The sequence below is a fragment of the Nonomuraea sp. KM88 genome (assembly GCF_052245635.1).
Taxonomy (GTDB): domain Bacteria; phylum Actinomycetota; class Actinomycetes; order Streptosporangiales; family Streptosporangiaceae; genus Nonomuraea.
The window spans coordinates 1-25,037 of sequence record NZ_JBQQCC010000018.1 but is presented as its reverse complement, the minus strand read 5'-3'; the positions used below and the strand labels follow the sequence as shown (position 1 = coordinate 25,037).

The following is a 25,037-nucleotide window of genomic DNA, read 5'->3' as shown; positions in this document are numbered from 1 at the left end:
TAGGCAGGTGGCTAGAAGGGCGATGGCATGGGCCATGAGGGCCTCCAGGGGCCGTTTCCAGGGTTTGCGCAGGTCGTGCTCTAGGCGCTAGAGCCCAGGTAGAACGGAGATTCGGGCTCTAGGGGAGCCTCTAGACCTAGAGGGGTGCGCCTCTAGGTCTAGAGGCGATCGGCGAGGGCTAGGACGCCTTGCCCTTGTCGCGCTGAGTGATGGCGGTGGTGATGTCGTCGCGGGCGATGCCGATGCGGTTGGCGCCCTTGCCGCCGCTCTCCGGCGTGCCCCAGACCTGCATCGTGCGCACCCCGTACGGCTTGAGCGCGGTGGTGAGCTGGGCCGTCTTCGCGCCGCCCTCCAGCGCCGCCCATGCGCCGTAGGCGTCGGGCCGCAGCTCGGCCAGGCGATCCACGACGGTCTCGTTCCAGACCTTGGCCTCGGACGGCGGGACCACGGCGAGGATGTCGGCCAGCAGGTCGAAGCTCGGCGCGGCCTGCTCGGGCGTCTCGCCGAGCGCGTGGCCGCTGAGCGTTCCGCGCGCCTTGCGCAGCGCGTACGCCCGGTCGGCGATGAGCTGCGTCTCCGGCGTGTTGAGGTAGGCGGCCTTGACCACCTTCGGCATCGGCGTCGCACCGACCAGGTAGCCGGTGCCGGCGTCCTTCTCCGGGACGAACACCGTGGCGCGGATGCCGTTCTTGTACGCCGAGGTGCCGAGGATCATGTCGTTCTCCAACTGGCCGGCCACCCGCAGGCAGAAGCGGATGGAGACGTTCGCGGAGATGCCGGTGGGCAGGCTGTCGCGGTCCGGGCGCTGGGTGGCCAGGATGAGGACGACGCCCAGGGCGCGGCCCAGCTTGATGATGAACTCGGCGTCATCGCCTGCCTTGTCGCCGTACTCGGCGTGGGCGAACAGGTTCTGGCACTCGTCGATGATGCAGACCAGCGGATGCAGGCCCAGCGAGCGCTTGTCGGCGATGGCGCGGGTGACGCGCTTGTCCGGGCACAGGTCCGGCGGCAGCGACTTCAGCGCGGCCGATCGGCGCATGACCTCCTTGCGCAGCAGGGTGAGCGAGTCGGCGGCGTAGGCGATGGCCTCGTCCTCGATGCCGGAGACATAGCGGTGGCAGACCTTGTCGTACGGGTCCAGGTCGCCGGTGCCCTTGAGCTCGTGGAACCACGTCTCCACCGTGGGATCGAGCACGACGCCGGCGGCCAGCTCGCGGATGGACGAGGTCTTGCCCTGCCCTGGCTGGGAGCCGATCAGCACGTTGTGCTGGATCAGCGGCACCGTGACCAGGCGTCCCCGCGGGTCGTTGCCGAACGGAACGCCCTTGAACACGTCGTGCGAACCGGCCCGCTTGAGCGGAGATCGCACGACCGTCTTGGACAGGTCCTTGTCACCCACCCACAGGATCAGCCGTCCCTCGTGTACGGAGGGGTCGCCCTCGGGCCAGATGCAGCCCAGCGGGCGGCGCAGCGCACCGGAGAGCTGCTTGCGCCTGTCCAGCACGTCGGCCACGGTGACGCCGTACGGCAGGTCGATGTCCGCGCGCCAGCCGGGGCCGTCGCGGGTGATCGGGGCGACGAACCGGATGGCGTCCTTCGGGTTCTTGGACAGGGCCTGCGTGATGCCGGCGATGCCGAGCACGCTCAGTGCGCGGATCACGATGTCGCTGGTGAGCTTCTCCACCTCCGACGCCATCACCGCGCGATTGATCAGCGGCCGGTCGGCGGGTTTGCCGAGAACGCCCAGCAGGGCCATGGCCACGGCGAGCATCCCCCATTGGGCGGCGGTGGGCTGGTTGACCGTGACGATGGCCAGGACCAGCAGCGTGACCAGGATCGTTCCGGTGATCCAGGCACGCGCCCGGACACGAATGTCGCGTTGCCTGCTCAACTTGAGGTACCCGTCGTAGTCGGATTTGCGGACGGCGGCCATGCGCGCGGGCTCGCCCTCCAGGTCGAACGTCCACCGCACCAGGCCGCTCACCAGGCGGACCAGGCCGCGCGGGGCGCGGGCGACGATCCGCCCGGCGTAGAGCGGTGTGCGGAGGAGCTGGTAGCCGGCCACATGCGCGTAGTGGAGGCCGGCCCACCTGAGCGTCTCGATGGCCTCGGCGCGGGAGCGTAGCCACAGCGGGATGATCGGCTGGCGAGTGGTCGCCTTGCGCTCCAGGCCGGCCCGCCAGTCCGTACGGGCGGGGCCGGGCTGGTCCACCCTGAGCACCTCGCCCTCAAGGACGGGCGGCTCCGGCTCGGACCGGCGGCCGGACCGCGCGGCGTTGAGGTCGACGATGTCCGCACCCTTGTCGTCCTGCTGCTCGGTCCGGTCCGGTTGGTCGTCGTGGTTGGGGTCGTCCGGTGGCTGCGTCATGATGAAGGAACCTCTGCTGCCAGGTGGGCGGTGGAGTCCTGGGGCGCGGTCGTTGTCTTGGCGGATGAGGCCGCGTCCCAGTCAGTGGTCAGGGTCGAGGTGCGGTCGGACCGCGTCTCGCCCGGTCGGTCGTCGGCGGTCGGAGCGTGCGGTCCGTCCGCCTCGGTGATGTCGAGTTCGGTCCGCCAGCAGGTGGCGAGGAGCGCGTCGCGTCCGGCGGGCAGGGTCAGGGCCAGCAGCTCGGCGAGCAGCATGGCGGTGATGGCCTGGTTGCGGTCGAACAGCCGTCCGGGATAGCCGGTGACCGTCCATCCGCCGGCGCGGAGTTCGGCCACGTTCGGGCAGCCGTCCGAGGTCATCTGGGTGTCGGTGATGGTGAGGCTCATCAGGCGGCTTCTCCTTCCGGTACGGCTGCCGGGCCTTCCGCCTTGAGCCGGGCCAGGAGCGCGCCCGCGCGGTCGGTCGAGATGCTGCGGCCGGTGTTGCGGATGGCGTCGCGGAGGCGGTCACGGGTCAGGGGCTCGCCCTGTGCGGTCAGGTTGGCGGCGATGTGCCGTCCCAAGGGCATGAGGTCTCCCACGTTCGGCGTCGGTGTCGATCGAGCCCGCTGCTTGCGCGTGCGGCGCTTCGGCGGCGCGGGTGGTAGGGCGGCCTTCAGCGGTTCGGCCGGCGACATCTCCACGTGCTTGGGCGAGAGTTCGCCGAGGCGGTACAGGGCCCGCTCCCGCCTGGTGGCCTTCCAGCGCCACAGCCGGCCGTACCGGTCCTGCAGCTCCGTCTTGGCCAGGATGCGTTCGCGTTCCTGCCCGAGCGCCTCGGGATAGCTGCGGATCTCCCAGAGCACCATCCGGCGCCACAGGCACACCGTGGCCAGCGGGGCGAGCAACCAGCGGGAGCGGCGGATGCCGTCCATGTGGTCCGGTCTAGAGAGGTCGGCGTGCCTGCGTACGACGTGCGCGCCCACCTCGACGGCGATCACCCACAGCAGCGGCAGCAGGGCATGGGCGACGACGGCGAACCAGTCGGTCTGCCCGGGTGCGCTGAGGTAGGCGGCCACGTTGAGGTAGACCGTCGCGGCGGTCAGCGCCCACGGGATGAACCGCAGCCAGCCCAGCCGCATGCCGAGCCGGGCCAGGACGATGTCCAGCGCGGAGAACACGGCGATGCCGAGATCGATGCCGAGTGGAACAGTCCAGGCGAACCATCCGAACGACGGTTCCGCTGCAGTGGCGACGCGCTCGAAGCTGTTGACGAACCCCAGCAGTCCGAGCGCTCCTGTGACGACTGCGGTGGCGGTTATCGCGGTGCGCTCGCCTTCGGTCAGCGGGCGCGGGGTGGACGCGGTCATCGCGTGTCCTTCCATGGTCGGTACGCGGTCAGCGGTGGGGCCGGTCATGCTGCCGCCTCCTCCGCGCAGTCCGGGCACACGCCGAAACGGCGGTCGATGGTCTCGGTCAGGCACTCGGGGCACGTCCGGGTCTGTGTCTCCGTCGTCCTGGTGCGCCGGCCAGGTGTGCGCTTCGGCAGGGCGAGGCGCACGTCGTACAGGTAGGCGGTGCGAACTCGGGGCGGGCCGGGAACGCGTGAGCACCACAGAGCCTGTGCCTGCGGTCCCTGGCCGCCTGGCCGGAGCCCCTCGGCGGCGAGCTGGCGCAGCGTGCGCAGGTGCGGCGGGATCTTCTTCCTCGGGTAGGTGGGGATGCCGTACCGGTGGCCGGACGGGTCCCAGAAGCGGGTACGGGTGCGGCGTGCCATGTCAGGCCACCTCCATGTCTTCCAGTGCGCTCGTGCGGGTGGTCAGCTCGGCGGGCGTGTGGCCGGCCCAGATGCCCGACGTCGGGCGGGCCTGCCTCGCGTACAGCTCGCAGAGCTGCCGGGCCGGGCAGGTGAAGCACACGTCGCGCGCCACGGCCTCGCGGGCGGCTCGCTCTTCGGTGCTCTCGATTGTGAGTCGCGGCCCGGTGTGCAGCTCCGGGTCGTAGGTGCATTCGGGAAGCGGTGTCTCGCCGCCGCCTTGCCAGACGGTTTCGAGGTCGGCGAGCGACATGCGCGCCGGGTGGAGCGGGCGGTTCGGGTTGTAGGCCACTGTCGGGTCTCTTTCCTGGTGATCAGTTGCTGACGGTCTGGATGAACCGGGCGAGCGACTCGGAAGCGCTCATGACCAGGTGCGCCGCCGCCTTGACGACGGTGGCCGCGCCCTCCGGGTCCTTCAGGGCGTAGAGGGCGAGGCAGATCGTGATGACGGTCGGGAGCACCTTGCGTGGACGGACGAGCATGGGTGAGCCTCTCGGTTCTGACCTGCAAAGCAGGTACTAACAGACATAGAACATGTACAGCTACGGAGAGTCAAGCCCTAGGGACGGGTCGTGTCGGAGTCCTGCGGTGCTCGGCTCGGCCGCTCTTGCTGACTTAAGACTTCCGCGTCAGGCCCTGCGGCAACACCGTGCTCATGACCGGGACTGAATGCACAGGGGGTGATTTTTGGGGGTGATTCAAGCCTTGACCAGCAGTAATGCGGGCTCGATTTTCTTGTTATAACGCGGGCGCTCGGGGCCGTGTTCGCGTCATGATTGTTGGGCGTGCACGTGCGGAGGTGAAGATGTCCCGAATGCCTAATGTGGGGCTTGCTGACGCGATGCGGCGTGCTGATTGCTCTAATTCGGGACTTGCTTCACGAGTGCGGCAGATTGCTGAAGAAAACGGCATAACGCTGAGCTGTACGCACGTGGACGTCAAGCGCTGGCTCAGCGGGGTGAAACCTCGACCGGCCACCGCACGGTTCATCGCCGAGGCGCTCAGCAGGAAAGCGGGCGTCACGTTCACGCTGGACGACGTCGGGTTCGCCAGCGTCGTGACTCCGGAGACGCTGGAACGCACGCTGGCCCACGGCGGAGGCGTCTCCGACGTGGGAAGCCGGCTGCTTGGCCTGACGCGGCGCGACCTCGCCGACGATCCGGTGGCGATCCAGTCGGTAGTCGTTCCCGACGCCTGGAACGAGTCCCTCATCGCGTGGCTGCTTTCGCGGCCCGAGCCCGTACCGGTGCGGGAGCACGCGCGGCCCTCTGTCGGCCCGTGGGACGTGCAGACCATCCGCGCCACCACCGAGCTTTTCGCCAACATGGGCTTTCAATTCGGGGGCGGACACGCGCGCTCCGCGCTCGTCCAGTATTACAACCGGGAAGTCGTTCCCATGCTCGACGGGAAGTTCGAGGAGTCGGTGGGGCGGGCTTTGTACGCGGCGGCGGCCGAAATCACGGAGCTGGTCGCGTGGACGGCGTACGACCTCGGCCGGCACGGGCTCGCGCAGCGCTATTTCCTGCAAGGACTGCGCCTCGCCCAGGTGTCCGGAGATCGCATGCTGGGCGGCCTGATTCTTGCCGACATGAGCCACCAGGCCAACTACCTGGGCCGCTACGACCAGGCCATCCAACTCGCGCGTGCGGCACAGGAAGGCTGCCGTAACGCGTCCACCGCGACGCCCATGGCCCTGTTCTTCGCCATGGAAGCCCGTGCGCACGCCGGGAACGGCGACGAGGCCGCATGCGCGCGAGCTCTGCTTGAGGCGGAGAAATGGTTCGCCAAGCGCAACGTGGACGATGACCCCTCGTGGGTTGGTTACTTCGACGCCGCCGAGCTGGCCAGCGAAGGCGCGCATTGTTACCGCGACCTCCAGAAGCCGTCCCAGGCGATGGAGTTCGTCGGCCAGGCGGTCGGGCTCTGCGATCCGAAGTACGTGCGGACCCTGGCCTTCGACCGGCTGGTCCAGGCGGCGAGCTACGTGCACATGGGCGAGCCGTCACAGGCCGCGGCCGTCGCGTTGGAGGCCGTCGACCTTGCTGGATCGCTGAAGTCGGAGCGCTATCTCCGGTACATCCGGGACCTGCAAGCGAACCTGAACGCGTACGCGGACGATGGCCGCGTCGCGGAGTTCAACGCCGTCGTCGCCAGGAAGTATTCGCCGGAGAGAGATTAGAAAGCGCGCCAGCGCCGGGGTTCGTCGGGATTGCGCAGAGAGTGCATGCGGTTGCGGAACTCCTGCGCTATTGCCGCGTCCTCGTTGACGTTCTGCATGAGCCAGGTCGTCATCTTCAGCTCGTTGATGTCTCTGAGCACGGGGTAACCCTCCCAGGCCAGGACATCGAATCCGTACCGCTCCGCGAACCGGTCGTAGTCGGCTCTCGTCCCCCATCCGACGGAGTGCTCGATGGCGGTGACGGCGAGGTCTGTTTCCGGCGGGCCGAACGCGAAGCGTTCGAAGTCGATGAGCAGGATGTTCCCGTCGACGGTTCTGATGAGGTTCTCGTTGTGCGCGTCGCCGTGGACAGCGCACGGTGTGAGGGGGAAGGCCAGCGCGTCGTAGGCGCTTTGCAGCTCGTGTCGCCGTGTCAGCAGGAAGTCTCGGTCGTCGTCGGTAAGGACGGATGCCGCCTCGATGCGTTCGGAGACGCGGCTGAGGATGTTCATCGACGGCAGCCCCAGGTCGGCGGGGACGTCCAGGCTGTGGAGTTCGCGCAGGACGCGGGCCAGGTCGTCGAGAGTGGCCGGCGAACCGCTGTCGGGGATGAGGTGCCAGAGCGTTACCGGGCGGCCCTTCACGATGAGCGGTTGTTTGTGCGCCGTCGTTCTCGCCGCCGGCAGCCCGGCGTCGTTGAGCCAGGCTGAAACGGCCACTTCCTTGCGTACGTCGTTCAGCACCTCGACGCTGCGCGCGATCCTTACGACCACGTGCTCGGCGGGAAGCACGAACAGGGCGTTCTCGCCGAGGCGGATGAGGCGGGCGTCCTGATCGGACAGTCCCGCTGTCTCGCAGGTCTCCTGTAAGGTCGCCAGCGCCTCAGCGGAGGTGAAGGGGATCGAGGGCGTCTGAGATACGGTCACGTGTCACCTTTAGCTCGTGCTTTGACGACGCGGCCCCGGCCGGGCCTCTTCTCGATGACTCCTTCAGCTTCCAGGAGCGCGAAGGCGCGGCGGATGGTGACGCGGGCGACGCCGCGCTCCTGGGCGAGCGTGTTCTCTCCGGGCAGGACGGAGCCCACGGCGAGCTTGCCCGTGGCGATGTCCTGCCGGAACTCGGCGGCCACCGCGTCGGCGCGGGTCCGCGCGTGCTCGGGGCCGCCGACGAACCAGCCCTTGCCGTGGACGGCTGCGATGAGCTGTTCGCCGGCCAGGAGTTGCAGCGCCTGGCGGGCCGTGCCCTTCGACACCCCGAACTCCACGGCGATGGCGGCTTCACCGGGCAGTTGCTGGCCGGCGACGAGGTCGCCGCTGTCGATGCGCTTGCGGAGTGTCTCCGCGATCGTCTCGTACTGGGTGGCCGCCGCGCGGGTGGCCGTCGCCGGGTCGCTGCCCATCACGCGCCGGCCCCGGCCGGCCTCGCTGGCCACCAGCCCCGAGCGCTCCAGCTCGGCCACCGCCTGGCGGACTGTTCCTCGCGCGACGCCGTACGTGCGGGCAAGTGCGGCCTCGGAGGGCAGCATGGCGCCGACAGGGGGATCGCCTTGAAGGATGCGGGTGCGGATGTCCTGGGCTATCCGAACGTAGGTAGGGGCATCCGTCGCCTTGCTCATCGCGCTCCCTCGCCGAGGCACAGTGTCTCCAGGGTAGGGCTGGCGCGTGACCGGCGGGGTTTACCGGCCTCACGTCCCCCTATCCCTTTCCCGTCATGAGGGGGCGGACGCGGGGTGACACCAGGTTGTTGCCGGGTGGCGACGAGCTGCGATCTTGTCGGTACGGCCGCGGAATCCGCACAACTTGCTGAAGCACTCCAGGGCAGCCCACGGGATGGCTCGGAAGCGCGATCTCAGGGCCTCGCGCTATGCCGCAGAAATCCGCAGATTGTGATCAGAAATGGGTGGGGCTGCGCGTCGCATGAACGCTGACGTGACTCAGGCGGCTCGCTCGTCGTGGGACCCACGAGCATGGTGTTGTCTCTTGGCGGCGGCGCGAGCAGCTTCTTCGTGCTGGTGCCGGAGCGCATGAAAGGTCAGGTGTGCCGCCCAGACCTCGCGTGCCTGCCGGTACAGGCCCCTGGCCGTCTCCTCGTAGCGGCCCGGTTTGCTGGTGGGGCGCAGGACGAGGAAGTGCCCGCCCTGGGCGGCCCATTCGTAGGCCCCGCAACACGAGGTTTCCGTGATCCGGGCCTTGCCGCGGGACGGACCCTGGTACGGCTCCCATCGCACCTGCGGCGGCTCAGGGGGTTGACTCAAGGGCCGCGCTCCTCTGGGCATACTTCTGCAGGTAGCGATGGACTTTGCGGCGGCTCCGCTGCCACGTGCACTTGTAGGCGAGCTGGATGGGGGAGTCGGCGACCAGCTCCGGCAGGATCCGGTAGGCGATCTCTTCGCTGGTCAGCTTGGGGAGCGGCCTGGCGTGCCATACGCCGTCGGAGTCGCGCCAGACGTAGAACCGCCTGAACGCGCCACGAAGACCAGGGTCAGACAGTGCCTCGCGAGCCGTAGTCATGTGGTTTGCGTCTTTCGTCCTGATTTCGGATAAGCTGTTCCTTGAAAATGCTTGCCAATGGCCGTTTGCCCACGTTAACGCTGGGGGCTCATGGCCACAAGGCTCATGGCAATATGGCCCTGTGACACTTGTCTGCCGTGATCGACTACAGCTCTGGGGTGCCGGTCTACCGGCAGGTCGCGGCTGCGATCCGCGACGACATCACGGCCGGCCGCTACCGGCCCGGAGCGTGGTTGCCCTCGGAGGCTCAGCTCTCACAGATGTACGAGGTGGGCCGCGACACCGTACGCGAGGCTCTGGCCCATCTGCGTGCCGAGGGGCAGATCACTACGGTGCGTAAGCGGGGGTCGATGGTGGCCGTTGAGCCGACCCGCGAGCCGTACCCGGTGCCGGCCGGGGCGCGGGTGATCACACGCATGCCGACGCCGGACGAGCGGCGGGAACTGGCCACGTCCGCTGAGCTGCGGGAGTTCGGTGGGATGCCGGAGGGCGTGCCGGTGTTCGAGGTCGTGCCGGGGCCGCGGAAGCATCGCAAGATTCTGCGCGGGGACCAGGTGGAACTGGTCGCCGAAGACGCGTCGGCGGGGGAGTGACGCTCGGCGGGCGGCGGTTCTGCGGAATACTGCGGCGATCTGCTGACTGGTCGGGCGCATTGTGCGGTAGCCGGCGACGAGCCGGTTGACCTGGAGTAGACGCCTCGAAGCGTCCATTGTGCGGATTCCGCGGAACAGGGCTGCGGTCAGCGCCCGAAGAAGAACGCCTTGCACACGCGTGCCTCGACGCCCTTGGTGTGGGCGCAGGGGCGAGGGTGCTTGGTGTGTGGTCGAACTCGGGTGCGCGGCCTGGCCGGCTCGGCCACGCGGGGCTTGCTGTCCCTTCTGGAGATCGGCACTGTCTGCTTGTCTGGCGAAGGTCGTTTGGAACGCGTGGGCTTGGCCGTGGGTGTTGCCGCAGCCTGCGTAGGCGGAGCGGGCGAGGGTTGTGTCACGGCGATGTGGACGGCGACCGGCGGGGGCACGGGAGGTGCTTGCTGCGTGCTCCGCCCGAGTGCGAAGCCACTCGCGGCGCCCACGGCGAGTGCGAGCCCGACCCAGATCAGGCCGTAGCCGTGCCTCGGGTCGGATGGTGACCTGCGTAGGAACGCGGACGGTGGAAGGTTGCTCATGGTCGCCCTCACGGTCGTCGACGTGGCTGCCCGACGCTAGGTAGGACTTCGGGGCAGGGGCGCTCGTTGCCGCCTTGACCAAGGCATGGAAGAAAGATCCGCAGTCGATGACCCGGTTTGAACGTGCGTGTGGAGGACGACTCTGCGGCGCGCCGCCACCTGCCGCGCCGGATCACCCCCACGTGCGTGGGGAGGACTCGCGCAGGATCCACCGCTCCATCTGGATGCTCGGTGCACCCCCACGTGCGTGGGGAGGACTCGGGCTCGCCAGTCGGAACGGAAAGCAGGGCCGGTGCACCCCCACGTGCGTGGGGAGGACAACGACGCCAGCAGCGACCGCGCCGCCGCCACCGGTGCACCCCCACGTGCGTGGGGAGGACCCTCGCGCGAACCGGCCGGCCAGGATGCGCGTCGGTGCACCCCCACGTGCGTGGGGAGGACGCCTGCGACACCTGCGCCGCCCGCTCGCTCACCGGTGCACCCCCACGTGCGTGGGGAGGACGTCGACTGGGACAGGCCCGACGAATTCGGCATCGGTGCACCCCCACGTGCGTGGGGAGGACAAGCCGGGCGCAGCCCGAATATCGTCGATCCCCGGTGCACCCCCACGTGCGTGGGGAGGACGTGGCCCTGTCCACGTCATGGCTCCCCGCGGCCGGTGCACCCCCACGTGCGTGGGGAGGACGATCGTGCGCAGGCCCGGCGACAGAAGACCTGCGGTGCACCCCCACGTGCGTGGGGAGGACCGCCGCGATACTGGGTCCGCCCACGTCGAGTCCGGTGCACCCCCACGTGCGTGGGGAGGACGAAGACGGGCTCTGCCCATACTGCTCCCACGAGGGTGCACCCCCACGTGCGTGGGGAGGACGGCCTGAAGTCGAACGACAACTACGCCTACATCGGTGCACCCCCACGTGCGTGGGGAGGACCAGTACTGCGGACGCCACCGCTCCACGTGCTGCGGTGCACCCCCACGTGCGTGGGGAGGACTACGTCCCAAGCGTCGTAGAACCACTGTTGGGCGGTGCACCCCCACGTGCGTGGGGAGGACGAAGAGGTCGAGAAGCGGATCGGGCGGCTGAGCTGGTGCACCCCCACGTGCGTGGGGAGGACATGGGCGCGTCACCTACGGCTATGCCCGACTGCGGTGCACCCCCACGTGCGTGGGGAGGACCCGACCAGCACGGTCGGCGCGAACCTGGCTTCCGGTGCACCCCCACGTGCGTGGGGAGGACCGACCCCGACCTGCAATGACCTGGACTGGATCCGGTGCACCCCCACGTGCGTGGGGAGGACGCCAACTCGGCCAATATGACCAAGCGGATCGACGGTGCACCCCCACGTGCGTGGGGAGGACGGTGGTGCGCCGTACAACGGCAGCATGGACATCGGTGCACCCCCACGTGCGTGGGGAGGACTCAACGTAACTCGGCCCCACCAGATAACGAAACGGTGCACCCCCACGTGCGTGGGGAGGACGGCACCTGCTTTCGTTGAGCTCGGTGAGTGATGGTGCACCCCCACGTGCGTGGGGAGGACCGGGCCCCGGGCTGTCTCCTCGACGGTGCCGTCGGTGCACCCCCACGTGCGTGGGGAGGACGCGCCGCTGCGCTGGCGCGAGCCGCGCGTGGTCGGTGCACCCCCACGTGCGTGGGGAGGAGCACAGCACGCTGACCTTCAGCACACCCTTGAACGGTGCACCCCCACGTGCGTGGGGAGGACGGCAATCGCGCGATCGCAGGCAGCGCGAGGAACTGGTGCACCCCCACGTGCGTGGGGAGGACAACTGCCGCTCAACAGCGACGACTCCACGATCCGGTGCACCCCCACGTGCGTGGGGAGGACCTCGAGCGGACCGGCGCCGTGCGCAGCAACCCCGGTGCACCCCCACGTGCGTGGGGAGGACCGGGGTCAGGCGGCGTCAGCCCAGACGATCACAGGTGCACCCCCACGTGCGTGGGGAGGACGCGCCCATCGTGTCGCAGATGTATTGGATGGCCGGTGCACCCCCACGTGCGTGGGGAGGACGCGCGCTGCGGCGGCGGGAGCTCAGCCAGGGACGGTGCACCCCCACGTGCGTGGGGAGGACGGCAACGGCAACAAGGGCCCGTGGAAGGCATTCGGTGCACCCCCACGTGCGTGGGGAGGACAGCGAGCGCGTCAGGCCGCTCGATCGGTCCTGGGTGCACCCCCACGTGCGTGGGGAGGACAGCCGCAGCGGGGCCTTCCCCTCCCCCAGCGACGGTGCACCCCCACGTGCGTGGGGAGGACTCCCCCGCGCGGACGATCTATCGAGAGGGCTTCGGTGCACCCCCACGTGCGTGGGGAGGACCCTGGCCTCTGTGCCCACTGCTCGGGATGCGGCGGTGCACCCCCACGTGCGTGGGGAGGACACTTCGCGACCTGCGGTTTCACAAGTTCACTTGCGCTTCTTCTTGATCGCTTCCGGTGCCGCGAGTGTCGGCGGCGAACTTGATGAGTTGGAGTCCGTCGAAGTCGACGACGTGACGCCGTCGCTGTCCTGATGTCCGCATGGTGAACCCTTGCTCGTTGTCAGCCGGATGGATCAGGACGGCCATGCCGTCACCGAGGCTCGCGCTGACCGCTGCCCACAGTTCGTCGCGGACCCGTGCGGAAACTGTGCCGACGAAGAGACCGGGGCAGGGTTCGATGAGCCAGCGCGACAGCGCTCCACCGACATGGTCGGGGATGGCGGTGGTGGATATGACGATCATTGATGCCATCAGTCACTCCAGCGGGACATCGATGAACTCGTACCCGTAGTTGACTCCTGCGGGCAGAGCGCCGACATCGGGATCCCAAAGATGGACCAGGTCCGCCGTTCGGTCGCTGGACTTGGCATCGACGTTGTCAGGGTCCAGCAGCGTCTGGATATCCGCGACGATCTGCGGCATGAGCTTGAGCGCTCGGAACTCCTCGCGCAACCGCCGACGTGCCTCTCGTTCGGGATCCGGCGACGTGTGCAGCGAGAAGGCCATGGGGATAGTCACCCGCGCCTTATACAGGTCAGCTACGTCGTAGACGAACGCCATCTGGGTGCCGTTGTGGATGAAACCAAGTGCAGGGGAGCAGCCCAGCGCCAGGACAGCCGCGTGAACAACGCCGTACATGCAGGAATTGGCTCCAGACAGCGCCTTGTTCACCGGGTCCTGGTCGTCCCAGGAGTCCGGATCGTAGTCGCGTTTGAAGCGCTTGATCCGGTACTTGGTGGCCATCATCCGGTACAGCGCCTTAATCCGCTGTCCTTCTAGACCGCGTAGCTGGGCGAGCGTCGCGCCTGCGGGAGCTGACGACTGCCCGAACCGCATCTCGTACATGCGTACTGCCACTTGCAGGCGCAGGTCGTCGCTGGCCCAGGCGCGGACCTGCTTCTCCAACCAGGTAGTGGTCAGTGAGGACGGCACGATGCCCGCATAGCTACGCACCCCGCCGGCGCCGACGCACACGAGTGAAGTGCCGTGCCGGGCGATCGTGGCCATGGCGGGTTGCGTGATGGACGTTCCTGGGCCCAGCAGGATGCACGCCAGGGAAGCCGTCGGAAGATAGACGCGATCGGTCCCGTCGTGAGAGGCGACCTGAGCACAGACCCCGGTGTCGTCCTGCACGATGCGCACCGCTTCGGCGTACAGGAATGACAGAGAGTCGGCCACTCGTGGCAGCATGGCCAGCGTGGGCGAGGCCAGTTTGCGGCGCGCGTTGGCGCTCACCGGGCGACGGCCAGACTGAGCAGGCCGCATCCGTAGCTCTTGCCGCGGCCGATGCCGGTCAGCATCGCCTCTCGGAGGGCGGTTGGGTCGGTGACCACGCCGCTGCCGTCGAAGCGGACCACCGCGTGGCGGATGCCGCCCTTGGCGCGGATGTCGCGCTCCGACAGCGCCTGAACCGTCGCGACGGCTAAACCGTGGCCAGCGGCCTTGGCTACCCACCACTCCTCGGCGTCCGCTCCGCGCAGCGCCTTGATCTTCCCGGCGTTCTCGCCGGCGGATTTGCCGAGCCGCTTGGAGGGGTTGGCGGCGATGCGGTAGTGCACCCGTACGCCGGCTCGAAGATTGCCGATCAGCGTGTCGAGTTCTTTCACGCTAATCTCGCCGTAGCCATCTGGCAGCCGCTCCAGCTCGGGTTTCATGAGGGTCTGGACCAGCAGGTGAGTGCCCTGGCGAGTCTCATCGACGCGGAACAGCACTCCGGCGGTGGCCCGTGCCTGCTTGCCTATGTCGTCGGGTACGAGCGACATCAGCCGCTTGTGCAACAGGTCGGGGTCGCGCAGGTCGCGGCCGACGTCCCGACGCTTGAGATCGGGGAGGATCCGCATCAGCCAGGCCGTCATCGTGCTTCCTCCTCGTGGATGTAGGTGGTGAGGAGGCTCCAGTACTTCTCGTTGCCGACGAACAGCTCCTTGGAGATGGGCTGGGTGATGATGCTGACCGTTCGGGACCGGTAGCGCCGGTCGTAACGGCTGAAGCTCTCCGGTACGTCGGCCAACTCGGTGACGGCGTCGGCGGCCTCTTCGGTGGTCTCCGTGACGAACTCCGCCTCCGGTGGTTCGTTCGGGCGCAGTGCTCGGGCTACGGGCACCCGGGTACGCAGGTCAGTCACCGGGTCGGTGGCCGTGCTGCTCAGCAGCAGCGGCTGGTCGGGCGGGCAGGAGCGTCTACCCAGGTACGGCTGCCAGCGTGGTTGACGCAGTGCCTGGGCGATCTCGGCCAGCCGGTCCTCCGGGCCCTCGACAGCGACCGTGAACGCGGCGTCGGACAGGTACTGACGCCGGGTCACCATCGTGGCCGTTCCCTGAGGTCGCTGGCTTCCGTCAGGTCGCGGCACCCCACGACGCATGCCGCCGCCGATCGTGTGGAAGTCCAGCATGCGCACGCCGGGACGGTCGATCCGTACCGTGAAGCGCAGGTGCTCGTAGCCGGCCAGGGACCGGCCGCGCTCCAGGCCCTCGGCGGCGGCCATAAGGCCGATGAGGCCGGACCGGGTGGGGAAACGCAGTGTGTCCCGCTGGGCGAAGACGCTGTGCTCGCCCCAGGACTGCAGCGGCCCGGCGAGCCGCAGCACGAGACTGCTCATGCCGCGGCTCCGCTGTGGGCGGCGGTCACCGCCCGCTCGATGAGCTGGAGGTAGGAGTCCACCTGGTCTCCGAGCCCGGCCAGCGGCTTCTCATCGATGCAGGCGTACGCGTGGTCGATGATCCCCGTGGTGTTCCAGAGCCTCTGCAGGCGGCCGGCGTGGCGGCTGAGCTGGTCACGTGAGGGAGCGGCGAGGCCCTGCTCGGGACGTACCGGTGCCTCGAAGGCGGCGGCGAAGGAGATCGGCCGGTCAGCACGTACGGCGACGTGCACCAGGTCGGGCAGGGTGTTGGCGGCCGACGCCGTCTGCTTCCCGGTGGGGAGAGAGGAGATGAACGCGGTCAGGAACGCCTTGGTCAGCTCCTCGGCCATGGTCGTGTCCCCGCCCAGGTTGTCGCGCAGGCCGGCGAGGTCCAGGCTGGCGTAGCGGTAGAAGACTCCCGCGCTGAATTCGGCGCTGTTCATGTGTCCGCTGCCTACCTCGTCCGCGGGCAGGCAGTCGTCCACTGCGGTGAAGAAGTCGATCTCGGGGGCCACCTCGTGCGTGGTGAAGGCGTGCGCGACCTGGACGGCCCCCGCGACGCCGGCGCCGGGAAGCTCGGCCAGCATCCTGCCGAACATGTTGATCACGCCGTTGCGCTCCGACAGCAACTCGCCGACCTTGTCCACGGGCAACACGGCCTTAGGCTTCTTGACCCCCACGGTCTGCTCGATGGTCTCCCGGTGCTCGTCGGCGAGGTCCGCCAGCGCGTCCAGGGTAACTTTGGGCAGGTACAGCAGCACCGACGTGCCGCCATTGTCTTCGAGCTTGAAACCCTCCTTCTTGTTGGCCGACAGCACGATCTGGGCGCCGGCCGCGTTGGCGGCGTCCTCCGACCAGCCTCGGGTCTTGAGCCGGTCGGCGACCTCGGTCGGAACGCGCCGTGTCCGGACGGCGGGATCGCCGATGACTCGTTGTACGTCAAGGCGGACGGCGCGCTTCCAGCACTGGCTGGAGACGCGGGTACGGGTTGCGCCGCCGTAGACCAGGCTCTTGGGAGATCCGAGGTCGTCGCGGTTGAGGTTCGCGAACGGCACGGTCTGGAGGATGTGCGCGTCGAGGTATCGGGGGATGGTCACTGGTCCTCGCTCTCGGATCGGTCGTCGGTGTCATTCGGTTGGCTGTGGCTTGGTTCGGAGGCGACCGTGATGCGGTAGAAGTCCTGAAGCCATCTCTTGGTCACCAGGTCGCGGTCGCGCTCCCATCGGCTGAGGTCGCGGAGCAGCCGCCCCCAGTCCGGTTCGATCTCCTTGGCGGCCAGCTGGCCCACCACGCCGGGCAGCTTGCGGTGCAGGCCGGCGACGTCCTGGCGGCACAGCAGGTGGAGCCGGGCCTCCACCGTGTCGTGCTTGAGCTTCTTGTCGATGACGGCCCTGCCGAGGGCGGCTCCCAGGCTGGTGGACGGCCGCTCGTAGTCTTTGCGCGCTGCTTCCGGCTCGTTCGCTGATTCGTCCTGGATGGAGGAAGGAACCTCCTCGGCGTCCTCCTGCTCACCACGTCGGCGGGGCTGAGCCGCGATCATGGCTGCGACTCCGTAGTAGGCGTTCTCGACGGCCGGCCGCGTCCGCCCGGACGGCAGCCACGCGGCTACCACGGAATGAGCCTTGCGGGTCGCGGCGTCGTCTACCGGCCGTCCCACGCTCCGGCGCAGTGCGGCGCGACTGCTGGGAGCCGTGATCTTCTTGCGGATGTAGGTGACGTACTTGTCCGCTGTCTCCAGCGAGACCGCCATCACCTCACCTCCTTCCGTTGTTGTGCTTCAGTGCCAGGCGGATGAGGCTGCGCTTGAGTTCGACAGCGCGCCGGACACGGGGAAGAACAGAAGCCTGATCGGTCACCTCGTCGTAGACCGCCAGGGCCAGCTTGAGGAACTGCTGCGCGGCGCCGTCGAAGTTCCGCGTGCGTACCCGCTCCCAGAAGAGGCGTTCCGCTCGGGGCCAGTAGCGGAAGGAACCGTCAGTCGGCCAGGGGCCCTCGGAGATGTCCTTACGCGCCGGCTTGCCGTTGCCATTGGACGGATCGTTGATGGCTATCCATACCTGACGCAGCGCGTATCGAAGCTGCGACTCCAGCCTCTCGGCTGCCTGCCGCATGGTGCTGATCGCCGCCGGCACGCCGTCTTCGTTCGCCAGGGTGAGCAGGGCCGGCGTGGAGCCGACCGTCCATTCCTTGTCCCGCGTCTGGCCATCCTGGTCGAACCCGAAGGCACGGGCTCTGAGGCTCGGCAGCAGGAACAGCCGCAGGTCCTCGACATTCGCCAGGACCAGCGGGCGGCGCGCATGGTTGTCTCCGGTGTCCTCCATGATCAGCGCGTCGAAGTCTCGCCACAGCGCGCGGTTGCCATCGGCCTGGCGGGCGTAGCGGTTGCCGTCCTTGTTCTGCTGATAGACCAAGTAGGGGTCCTCCGCCGGGAAGTCCGCATCGCGCCAGGCCCAGGTAATCCAGGCGTCGGTGACGTACGCGCCGTCAGGGGAACCTTGCAGCAGCACCGCGTGCTGGAAACGCCCCGTCAGCACTCCGCCGACCCCACTGGGGCGGGGCACCGCACGGGTGGGATCGGGCAATTCATCTGCTTCCCACGGAGCTTGATCGACACCACCCGTTGCGTAGTGATGCGAGGGCGGGATGCTCGCCACCAGGGATTCGAAGACGTTGGTCCCCACAGGGTGGAACGAGATCGTTCGGCGTAGAGGGCCCGCTTTGCTGTTACCGCCCGACAGCGTGCGGGCCGTGCGAGGAGTGCATTGCCCGGAGGGACCGTAATAGAGCTGCGTCAGCAGGTGGAGGATCGCTTCCTCAGTGGGCAACGGAGGAGGATCCAGCGCCGTCGCATGGTTGAACCACACCTGGTTGTTGCCTGCTGGCCTCGACATGACGAGCTTGTTCACACCGGAGCTCGTCTTGCACTGGGTCCGCAGCCGTGGATCCTGCAACCACGGTCGGCTCAGGTCGAAGAGGTCGAAGCGGTTGGCGTACCAGTCGAAGTACTCGTTCACCCTGTCCAGGTCGAAACGACCCCGCGCCAGCACGTCGGCCTGGTACTGGCTCCACCGCTGGCTCCCCGCGGTCATGTCGTCCAGCCCTGTGATGCGAGCGGCGATCACCGTGAGGACTCGCCACAGCCCTGCGGCCCCGGGAGGAGGCGATGTCTCGACGTCCGTCAACTCGTGCGCTGTACTGAACAGCTCCCGTAGCCCGATCTTGCGCCGCTGCCCGCCTACTCGAATGGGCAGCCAGGAACGCTCCAATAGATCGTAGTGAGTGGCCGCGGGGGGAACATGAGACCGCTGTGGTTCAGCGACCGAGTGAGATGGCACGTGCGGACCGCCTTTCGATCGACGGGATAAGGATGTGGCTCTGGGTGATGCTCATGCGGCGTAGGGCGGCGCTATGGTTTCGATCGTCAGTGCTGCTTCGTTACGGTTCGTCGTCACGGGTGGAGAGGGCGTGCGCAGCCACCTCACGGTGGTCGCCGCTGAACTCTGACAGCCCCAGTTCCCGGGACAGCCATAGCTCTCGGTCGCCGAGCATCCCGGACGACTGCGGGCCGGCTAGGCGCACGACGACGAGGTCGCGCAAGTGCGGGCTGTTATCCCAGTCAGGGGGAGTGTCGTCCGGATCGGAGCGTTCACGGAGCCAGTTGCCGGGGACCGGCACGGCATGCATGAGGACCTGCCGGACCTGCTGCTTCGTGAACCATGTACGGTCACCCTTCTTGCCGTTCGGCTTCACCGGCAGGGGTTGATCTCCGAGCATGGGCTGTCCGCCAGAGTCGGCCGTGCAGCACACGACACGGCCAGAGTCCGCGCCCAGCCGGGTCGAGTACTCGGTCACGAAGTCGTCGCCGGTGAGCTGGCTCAAGTCGTCCACGGCACTGGGCACCGGAATTGCGGCCATCTTGGCGTACAGGTCCTTGGTCTGCTCGTCCGCGAGCCTGGCGAGGTCCTCCTCGGTGGGGCGTGACGCTTCGTCCCCGAAAGCCTCGTCGTACACCTGGTCGACGAGTTGCTGCACGTCGCCTGGGATGGCCACCCGCCCTTGGGGCAGGCCTTTGAGGGCCTGCCAGGTGCGGCGCAGCAGCGCTGCTGGATAGACGAAAGGCCATGATCGTGGAATCCGCAGCCCGCCCGACTCATCGACGGGTGTGAGTACGGTCAGCCTCATCGTCGGTCGCGGCTGCGTCTTTGCGCAGGCGTTCGCCTCGTCAATGGCCCAAGCTGGCCGCCATTTGTCGTGCTGCATATGCCGCTGGCACCGGCCGGCTCGCTGGAGCAGCATGGCCATCGGTGCCAGGTCACTGATTACGAGATCGAAGTCGAGATCCAGAGACTGCTCGATCACTTGCGTTGCGACCAGGATCGCCGCGTTCGGCCGGGCGCCTTCGTCCTTGCCGAACCAGCGCACAGCCTCTTCGGTGATCTCCGCTCGTCGGTACGCAGGGAAGCGCGAGTGCAGCAGGCGCAGTGCCGGGACCTCACCGGCGCCTACCTGCTCGCCCAGCCACGCCTTCAACTCCAGGTACGTCCGTTGGGCTTCGGCCACTGTGTTGCAGATTACGGCCGCACACCCGCCCTGCTGGACAAGCGGGCGTAGCGCTTGGCGGAGCGCCGTCGTACGCATCGGACGCTGCTCCCCATCGAGCGGAACCCCGTGCAGCTCGATGTGAAGCGTCCGTTCACGGCTCCTGACAGGCATGGACGTAGCCGCAGTCGGGCTGACGTACAGCCAGCCTGGATACGTCAGCTCGGGCACCTTGCTGGTCGCACAGCCAGCACCGGCCAGGTATGCCTCCGCCAGGCGCCGTCCCGTGGCCACCGGCAGCGTCGCTGACAGCAGGACAACGGGCACCTTCAACGACCCTAGCCACTCCAGGAGGACCTTCAGCAGACCCTGCATGTAGGCGTCGTAGGCGTGCGCCTCATCGATGACCAGCACCTTGCTGGCCAGGCCGAGCATCCGGAGCACGTTGTGTCGTCCTCGCAGCACGGCCATGAGCGCCTGATCAATGGTCCCGACCGAGAGGTTCGACAGCAGCCCTCTCTTGCTCCCACGCAGCCAGGGCGTCGCCATCGGGTCGCCTGTCACCACGCCGGCTTCGTCGCCTTCGGCGGTGTAGGCGCTGTTCAGCCAGGCCATCCCGTGCAACAGCGTCAGAGAGTCCGCTCCCTGGACACGGCGGCGTCGGAAGTCGTCCACCCGCCCGAGCATCTGATCCGAGGTCGCCATCGTCGGCAGGCCGATGAAGTAGCCCGGCGTCTGTGCCGCTTCACCCATCAACCGTCCCGCGTGCAAGGCGGTCTCTGTTTTGCCTTCACCCATCGGTGCCGTGATCAGCAACAGACCGGGGTCAGTGTCGAGTAGGTCCGGCAGTCGCTCACTGACCGACTGTTGCAGGTCGTTCGGTGCGAAGGGGAAGTCGTCGCGGAAATCACCCGCGGTGAAGGCCAACTGTCCCAGGCCGGCAAGCCGCAGAAGGTCCGGTGCCATCGTGCGGCTCTGCTGCAGGTGCGCTCGCAGCGCGGTGGCGTCTCCGCGAGTAGGAATCCCTGCGTTCAGCCTCTGCGCCAGGAAGTTGTCCTGACTGGCAAGCCAGTCGGCCAAGATGACCACAGCGCAGGCCAGCGCTCCACCGGCGGCGGACACCGTTGCGGGTGGCGGTGGGCCGCCCAGGAGCGTCCGCATCAGCGTCGCGAGCGCCTGCCGTTGCTCCTCCCATTTCCCTCGTCCCAGCGCGGGGAGCGCGTCCAGGGGCTGGGTGAATTCCCGGTGGTTGAACGGAGCGAACGTGCCGTGATGGCCACCCAGCAACTGGGCCACTCGGAAAGCTGGAGAGTTCTTCCTGACCATTGCGTAACCGTCGGCCAGGAGGAAGCGCCCCAGCCAGACGTGAGCAGCGAAGTCGTGCCGTGCATAGGGTGCGGAGACGCTCTCGTATCCAGACAATCCACTGCAGGCCGTTTTATCTTGGTCCTGAAAACAGGGCATGCATTTGCAGACATCGTGCAGGGCCGCCCAGTACGCCAGCAGGTTCCTCGCCTGCTCGCTGCTACAGCCGAGTTCTGCCGCGAGTGTTGTCCGGAGGCCGGGCGACAGGTAGCCGTCCCACAAAGCCTCCACTGTCGCCGCAGCGTCGAGCAAGTGGCAGGCCAGAGGGTAGGGGGACGGCAGTCCCCGCGACTTGCCCCATAGAGCGAGATCGACGTCTGTTTCGCTCATGCGAGCCCCTCAACTCGGCGACACGTGTATGACGATTAGTGCGCGCTGCACCGATCGCTAATCAGGATCCACACTGTAGAGTCGGGCCCCGACAATTTGACGAAGGTCGGAAAACATGAGGGGAATTCGTCTTAGGATGGGTTGAGAGGTGGGTGTTTCAACCGTCGATCGCAACGCCGTCAAAGGCCGACATCAAGTTGCGGAGCTCCTGACATATCCGCAGGTCGGCAAGTGTCCTCTCCACGCACGTGGGGGTGAGCCGCCTGAGAACGCGCGGCCCGGCCGGGGGCAGCTGTCCTCTCCACGCACGTGGGGGTGAGCCTGGGACGAGATCGCTCGCCTCGCGGGCTGGAAGTCCTCTCCACGCACGTGGGGGTGAGCCGGGAGGGGCGCGACCATGGCGCTCCGCATCAACGTCCTCTCCACGCACGTGGGGGTGAGCCGCCCCCAGCTCACCCGTGCGACGATGCGTTCACGTCCTCTCCACGCACGTGGGGGTGAGCCGCCGACATGTCGGTCTGGGATCACATCACCGGAGTCCTCTCCACGCACGTGGGGGTGAGCCGCTGGCCGACCCGGAGCAGGTACGCCGGTCGCGGTCCTCTCCACGCACGTGGGGGTGAGCCGCCCCTGTGCACCCTCAACGAGCGGCAGGCAGCGTCCTCCCCACGCACGTGGGGGTGAGCCGTCGTCGGTCGTGGCTCTGCACCGGGTGACCTTGTCCTCCCCACGCACGTGGGGGTGAGCCGGCGACGGTGGCGTTGGACGCGGGGACGATCGCGTCCTCCCCACGCACGTGGGGGTGAGCCGCCGTACAAGCATCTGGGCGTCGAGTGATCATCGTCCTCCCCACGCACGTGGGGGTGAGCCGGACGCGTTCATGCTCGGGTGCGCCGAGTGGTCGTCCTCCCCACGCACGTGGGGGTGAGCCAGAGGGGGAGCCCGTTACCGTCGGGCTCCCCCTGTCCTCCCCACGCACGTGGGGGTGAGCCGGCACAGCGGCCGGCCACCTGCTCATCAGCGGCGTCCTCCCCACGCACGTGGGGGTGAGCCGAGGACATCCTCCCCCGTCTCGAACCGTCCGAGGTCCTCCCCACGCACGTGGGGGTGAGCCGGATGCCCTGGATCAGGTACGGCTCATCGGGCCGTCCTCCCCACGCACGTGGGGGTGAGCCGGTCGTTTGAGGCGCTCTACCGGTCGGCAGTTGGTCCTCCCCACGCACGTGGGGGTGAACCGGGCGCACTAAACAGAGCTGCTCGCTCAGGTATGTCCTCCCCACGTACGTGGGGGTAGCCGGACGACCCCCTGAGCACCGCTGAGGGCTGCAGCCCTCCTCGTTGTGCTGATGATCGTTCCCAATGCGTTCCCAGTAGGGCCGTGGAAAGCACAGAGGTGCAGGTAGAGGGGCGTTTGCGACGGGTCTGTAAAACCGTCGGCTCAGCCTACGCAAGTTCGAACCTTGCACCTGCCACACGCAGTAAGCGCAGCTCAGAGGCCCTACGGGGCCTCTTCTGCATTTCAGGGGTATGCAGCCGGATGCCGCTGTGAGCGGCCGTTTGTCGGTGGTCACGGGATATACGCGGGATGGATCCGGGGACGTTTCCCCAGGTCGAGGCCCATGATCCGGAGTATGCGCGGGATGACGTGGCCCCAGCAACGCCGAAAGGCCCCGGGGAAACCGGAGCCCTTCGAGTGGTGCCGTCCGTGATCTCATGCAGTGAGTACGTCCGCGATCCGCTGGTTGACGATCTCCTCCTGGCCGTCGATGCACTTGGCATAGACCCTGAGCAGGACGTCCACCCCGTGGCCGGCACGGGCGGCTACCTCTGGAGCGGGTACGCCGCCGTTGAGCCAGAGCGAGACGGCCGCGTGCCGCAGGTCGTACGGCCTCCTGGCGAGTGGTGAGGCGACCTGGGCAGGTGTGAGGGCGAGGGTGCGGGCTTCCTGCCAGACCTCGGTGTAGGCCGTCGAGGCGACCACGCCGCCGCGCTCGCTGCGGAACAGTCGCCCGTCAGGGGCGACGCCGAACTCTTCGATGTGTTGCCGAAGGATCTTGACCAGTTCCGGAGGGATCGGGATTCGACGGACGTCATCCTCCCCTCGATGCTTGAGCCCGCGCCGTTCGTGAGCGTCACCCGTGTCGGTCCACCGGCGGTTTACCTCAGGGCGGGAGCCGTCGAGGGTGAGCCGTCCCCAGCCCTCGGGCGGGAGGTAGCAGTCCTGCTCACGGAGACTGACCGCCTCGCCGGGCCGGAGAGCCGCGAAGTACATACAGGCGAACATGGCCATCAAGCGCCGGCCACGTCCTTTCCCGTCGCGCTGGCGCTTGCCGACGTAGGTGAGCGCCACGAGCAGTTCCCTGGCCTGACGGGGATTGACCACCACGCGCGGGTCCACGGTCTCGGTCGTCTTCGGTAGCTTCCACTTGATCCGGTGCAGCGGGTTGGACGGCAGCTCTTCCAGCTCCACCGCGTACTCGAAGACGTGGTGGAGGACGGCGCGCTTCCGTCTGATCGTGTTGGCACCGGCCTGCTTGCCGTCGAGGCGAAGTGCGAGGGCGTCGAGAGCCGGGCGTACGGCCTTGGTCTCGTTGAGGTCTTCCATGTTGAGCGATGCCGCCTCCAGCCAGCGGACGGCCCGCGCGATGTCGGCAGGCATAGCGCGCCGCTTGCCTTCAGGCATCAGGATGTACTGGCGCAGGGCAGTACGGAGAAGGGCAGCTTCCGGCCGCCCTGCCTTGTCTGTCGTCAGCGCCGGGAGAGCTGTCGCGAGGGCGTCGGACATGCTGTCACGGCTCTTGGCCGCCGCGTACGGCCAACGTGCTTCGACGTACGCCTTCACGAAGTCGAGAACGGTCCTGGCGTCCTTGGCTTTGATCATCGACTCCGGAAGACCGGTCTCCAGGTCGAACGCTTCGCCCCATCGTGCGGCCTGCCGTAGGTCGGTCAGAAAGTTCTCGCCGAGGGCCTTGGTCTTGTAGGTCTTGGACTTCTCCCGGCCGCCGACTTTCCAGCGCACCTCATAGGAGGGCGACTTGCTGGACTTGTTCCGGCGGATCTCCCAGAACTTCACGTCGTACGAGGTGGTCATGCGGCGCTCCTGAGGGATTCGAGCCAGCGTCAAAGTCGCTGCGGTAGATGCGCAGTTCGCCGTTGGGCAGGCGGATGCCATCCGGTGCCTTGCCGATCTCGCGCCAGCGGTAGAAGGTGCGGCGGGAAACTCCGCCGAGTTCGTCGAGGACCTGGGCGACGGTGAGGAGTTCGTCTCGCCTACTCACGCGACCCTCCCCATGTCCTCGGTTGCCGAAAGATCTTGTCCGGCTGCTCTGGCTTCCAGCTCTCTGAGGTGGGCTCGCCAGCGCCGCCGTTCGTGGACGGAGCGGAGTAGTCGTACGGCCAGCGGTGGCACGTTGGCGTCTCCGGCCGGGACGGGTCGCCAGATGTAGCGGTGTGGGTCGGTGGATTCGTCGGTCTGGCCGAGGGCTTCCATGACCCAGGTGCGGCGGTCTTGCTTGTGCTCGGCCAGGGTCTTGTTGGACCACTTGCGGGAGACCAGGACGCGGCGTCCGGCGTAGCCGAGGTGTTCGGGCTTGTGCGCCTTGGAGCGGCACCGGCCGGGAGCCATCCCGGGTTTGGCGTTCTTGGGCTGGATGCCGTAGCGCAGCCAGTTCGGGCAGGTGGGGGAGCAGGGCTCGT

Annotated in this window: 23 protein-coding genes, 1 tRNA gene and 2 CRISPR repeat arrays; of the genes, 3 read left to right on the top strand and 21 right to left on the bottom strand. The window is 67.9% G+C overall.

Going from position 1 to position 25,037, the window contains the following annotated elements:
• Nucleotides 1-178: 178 nt before the first annotated feature.
• The 6 genes from ACTWPV_RS38895 to ACTWPV_RS38870 are packed head-to-tail and all read right to left on the bottom strand — an operon-like array spanning nucleotide 179 to nucleotide 4,644.
• Nucleotides 179-2,368 carry a cell division protein FtsK gene (locus ACTWPV_RS38895; protein ID WP_443155613.1) on the bottom strand — a complete coding sequence of 730 codons (2,190 nt, stop codon included), beginning with the start codon at nucleotides 2,366-2,368 and terminating at the stop codon, nucleotides 179-181.
• On the bottom strand, nucleotides 2,365-2,754 hold the full coding sequence (locus ACTWPV_RS38890; RefSeq protein ID WP_443155612.1) for a hypothetical protein: 390 nt from the start codon (nucleotides 2,752-2,754) through the stop codon (nucleotides 2,365-2,367). The genes ACTWPV_RS38895 and ACTWPV_RS38890 overlap by 4 nt, the downstream gene beginning before the upstream one ends.
• On the bottom strand, nucleotides 2,754-3,764 hold the full coding sequence (locus ACTWPV_RS38885) for a DUF2637 domain-containing protein (RefSeq protein ID WP_443155611.1): 1,011 nt from the start codon (nucleotides 3,762-3,764) through the stop codon (nucleotides 2,754-2,756). Before ACTWPV_RS38885 ends, ACTWPV_RS38890 begins: the two co-directional genes overlap by 1 nt.
• A complete protein-coding gene (locus ACTWPV_RS38880) occupies nucleotides 3,761-4,123 on the bottom strand; it encodes an RRQRL motif-containing zinc-binding protein (RefSeq protein ID WP_443155610.1) in 363 nt (120 codons plus the stop codon). The genes ACTWPV_RS38885 and ACTWPV_RS38880 overlap by 4 nt, the downstream gene beginning before the upstream one ends.
• 1 nt (nucleotide 4,124) lies before the next feature.
• A complete protein-coding gene (locus ACTWPV_RS38875) occupies nucleotides 4,125-4,454 on the bottom strand; it encodes a WhiB family transcriptional regulator (protein ID WP_443155609.1) in 330 nt (109 codons plus the stop codon).
• 22 nt (nucleotides 4,455-4,476) lie between these two features.
• Nucleotides 4,477-4,644 carry a hypothetical protein gene (locus ACTWPV_RS38870; protein ID WP_193318786.1) on the bottom strand — a complete coding sequence of 56 codons (168 nt, stop codon included), beginning with the start codon at nucleotides 4,642-4,644 and terminating at the stop codon, nucleotides 4,477-4,479.
• Between the two features lie 449 nt (nucleotides 4,645-5,093).
• Here ACTWPV_RS38870 and ACTWPV_RS38865 point away from each other — a divergent pair, with 449 nt between their 5' ends.
• Nucleotides 5,094-6,341 carry a hypothetical protein gene (locus ACTWPV_RS38865; protein WP_443155608.1) on the top strand — a complete coding sequence of 416 codons (1,248 nt, stop codon included), beginning with the start codon at nucleotides 5,094-5,096 and terminating at the stop codon, nucleotides 6,339-6,341.
• Here the strand turns inward: ACTWPV_RS38865 and ACTWPV_RS38860 are convergent.
• The 4 genes from ACTWPV_RS38860 to ACTWPV_RS38845 form a co-directional block, all read right to left on the bottom strand.
• On the bottom strand, nucleotides 6,338-7,246 hold the full coding sequence (locus ACTWPV_RS38860) for a phosphotransferase (protein ID WP_443155607.1): 909 nt from the start codon (nucleotides 7,244-7,246) through the stop codon (nucleotides 6,338-6,340). The genes ACTWPV_RS38865 and ACTWPV_RS38860 overlap by 4 nt on opposite strands.
• The gene (locus ACTWPV_RS38855) at nucleotides 7,243-7,935 is read right to left on the bottom strand and encodes a GntR family transcriptional regulator (protein ID WP_443155606.1); all 693 of its coding nucleotides are present in this window, start codon (nucleotides 7,933-7,935) and stop codon (nucleotides 7,243-7,245) included. Before ACTWPV_RS38855 ends, ACTWPV_RS38860 begins: the two co-directional genes overlap by 4 nt.
• A gap of 318 nt (nucleotides 7,936-8,253) precedes the next feature.
• Complete coding sequence (locus tag ACTWPV_RS38850; protein ID WP_443155605.1) at nucleotides 8,254-8,574, bottom strand: hypothetical protein; 321 nt, start codon at nucleotides 8,572-8,574, stop codon at nucleotides 8,254-8,256.
• The gene (locus ACTWPV_RS38845; RefSeq protein WP_443155604.1) at nucleotides 8,558-8,830 is read right to left on the bottom strand and encodes a hypothetical protein; all 273 of its coding nucleotides are present in this window, start codon (nucleotides 8,828-8,830) and stop codon (nucleotides 8,558-8,560) included. The genes ACTWPV_RS38850 and ACTWPV_RS38845 overlap by 17 nt, the downstream gene beginning before the upstream one ends.
• A 137-nt stretch (nucleotides 8,831-8,967) precedes the next feature.
• On the opposite strand from ACTWPV_RS38845, the gene ACTWPV_RS38840 reads away from it, so the two are divergent.
• Entirely contained in the window at nucleotides 8,968-9,423 is a 456-nt protein-coding gene (locus ACTWPV_RS38840) for a GntR family transcriptional regulator (RefSeq protein WP_443155603.1), read from the top strand.
• A gap of 740 nt (nucleotides 9,424-10,163) precedes the next feature.
• Nucleotides 10,164-12,388: a CRISPR direct-repeat array (repeat unit 29 nt; unit sequence CGGTGCACCCCCACGTGCGTGGGGAGGAC).
• Between the two features lie 18 nt (nucleotides 12,389-12,406).
• On the opposite strand, the gene cas2e is transcribed toward ACTWPV_RS38840, so the two are convergent.
• The 8 genes from cas2e to cas3 all read right to left on the bottom strand — a co-directional run bounded on the left by cas2e (nucleotide 12,407) and on the right by cas3 (nucleotide 21,341).
• Entirely contained in the window at nucleotides 12,407-12,739 is a 333-nt protein-coding gene (gene cas2e, locus ACTWPV_RS38835; protein WP_443155602.1) for a type I-E CRISPR-associated endoribonuclease Cas2e, read from the bottom strand.
• A gap of 3 nt (nucleotides 12,740-12,742) precedes the next feature.
• A complete protein-coding gene (gene cas1e / locus ACTWPV_RS38830; protein ID WP_443155601.1) occupies nucleotides 12,743-13,723 on the bottom strand; it encodes a type I-E CRISPR-associated endonuclease Cas1e in 981 nt (326 codons plus the stop codon).
• Nucleotides 13,720-14,343, bottom strand: a complete 624-nt coding sequence (gene cas6e / locus ACTWPV_RS38825; protein ID WP_443155600.1) for a type I-E CRISPR-associated protein Cas6/Cse3/CasE — start codon at nucleotides 14,341-14,343, stop codon at nucleotides 13,720-13,722. Before cas6e ends, cas1e begins: the two co-directional genes overlap by 4 nt.
• The gene (cas5e, locus tag ACTWPV_RS38820) at nucleotides 14,340-15,086 is read right to left on the bottom strand and encodes a type I-E CRISPR-associated protein Cas5/CasD (RefSeq protein WP_443155599.1); all 747 of its coding nucleotides are present in this window, start codon (nucleotides 15,084-15,086) and stop codon (nucleotides 14,340-14,342) included. Before cas5e ends, cas6e begins: the two co-directional genes overlap by 4 nt.
• The gene (gene cas7e, locus ACTWPV_RS38815) at nucleotides 15,083-16,204 is read right to left on the bottom strand and encodes a type I-E CRISPR-associated protein Cas7/Cse4/CasC (RefSeq protein ID WP_443155598.1); all 1,122 of its coding nucleotides are present in this window, start codon (nucleotides 16,202-16,204) and stop codon (nucleotides 15,083-15,085) included. The genes cas5e and cas7e overlap by 4 nt, the downstream gene beginning before the upstream one ends.
• The gene (casB, locus tag ACTWPV_RS38810) at nucleotides 16,201-16,857 is read right to left on the bottom strand and encodes a type I-E CRISPR-associated protein Cse2/CasB (protein ID WP_443155597.1); all 657 of its coding nucleotides are present in this window, start codon (nucleotides 16,855-16,857) and stop codon (nucleotides 16,201-16,203) included. Before casB ends, cas7e begins: the two co-directional genes overlap by 4 nt.
• A 4-nt stretch (nucleotides 16,858-16,861) precedes the next feature.
• Nucleotides 16,862-18,442 (bottom strand): type I-E CRISPR-associated protein Cse1/CasA, encoded by a 1,581-nt coding sequence (gene casA / locus ACTWPV_RS38805; RefSeq protein ID WP_443155596.1) that lies wholly within the window; start codon nucleotides 18,440-18,442, stop codon nucleotides 16,862-16,864.
• 100 nt (nucleotides 18,443-18,542) lie between these two features.
• Nucleotides 18,543-21,341: a CRISPR-associated helicase Cas3' gene (cas3, locus tag ACTWPV_RS38800; RefSeq protein ID WP_443155595.1), complete on the bottom strand. Its 2,799-nt coding sequence runs from the start codon at nucleotides 21,339-21,341 to the stop codon at nucleotides 18,543-18,545.
• A 233-nt stretch (nucleotides 21,342-21,574) separates the two neighbouring features.
• A CRISPR array of direct repeats spans nucleotides 21,575-22,639; the repeat unit is 29 nt; unit sequence GTCCTCCCCACGCACGTGGGGGTGAGCCG.
• Nucleotides 22,640-22,736: 97 nt separating this feature from the next.
• On the opposite strand from cas3, the gene ACTWPV_RS38795 reads away from it, so the two are divergent.
• Nucleotides 22,737-22,813 (top strand) — tRNA-Tyr (locus tag ACTWPV_RS38795).
• 239 nt (nucleotides 22,814-23,052) lie between these two features.
• On the opposite strand, the gene ACTWPV_RS38790 is transcribed toward ACTWPV_RS38795, so the two are convergent.
• The 3 genes from ACTWPV_RS38790 to ACTWPV_RS38780 all read right to left on the bottom strand — a co-directional run.
• Nucleotides 23,053-24,432, bottom strand: coding sequence for a tyrosine-type recombinase/integrase (locus ACTWPV_RS38790; RefSeq protein WP_443155594.1), 1,380 nt, complete (start codon nucleotides 24,430-24,432; stop codon nucleotides 23,053-23,055).
• Complete coding sequence (locus ACTWPV_RS38785; protein ID WP_443155593.1) at nucleotides 24,362-24,619, bottom strand: helix-turn-helix transcriptional regulator; 258 nt, start codon at nucleotides 24,617-24,619, stop codon at nucleotides 24,362-24,364. Before ACTWPV_RS38785 ends, ACTWPV_RS38790 begins: the two co-directional genes overlap by 71 nt.
• Nucleotides 24,616-25,037: replication initiator (locus ACTWPV_RS38780; RefSeq protein ID WP_443155592.1), on the bottom strand; the 422-nt coding region annotated here is incomplete at its 5' end. The genes ACTWPV_RS38780 and ACTWPV_RS38785, both read right to left, overlap by 4 nt.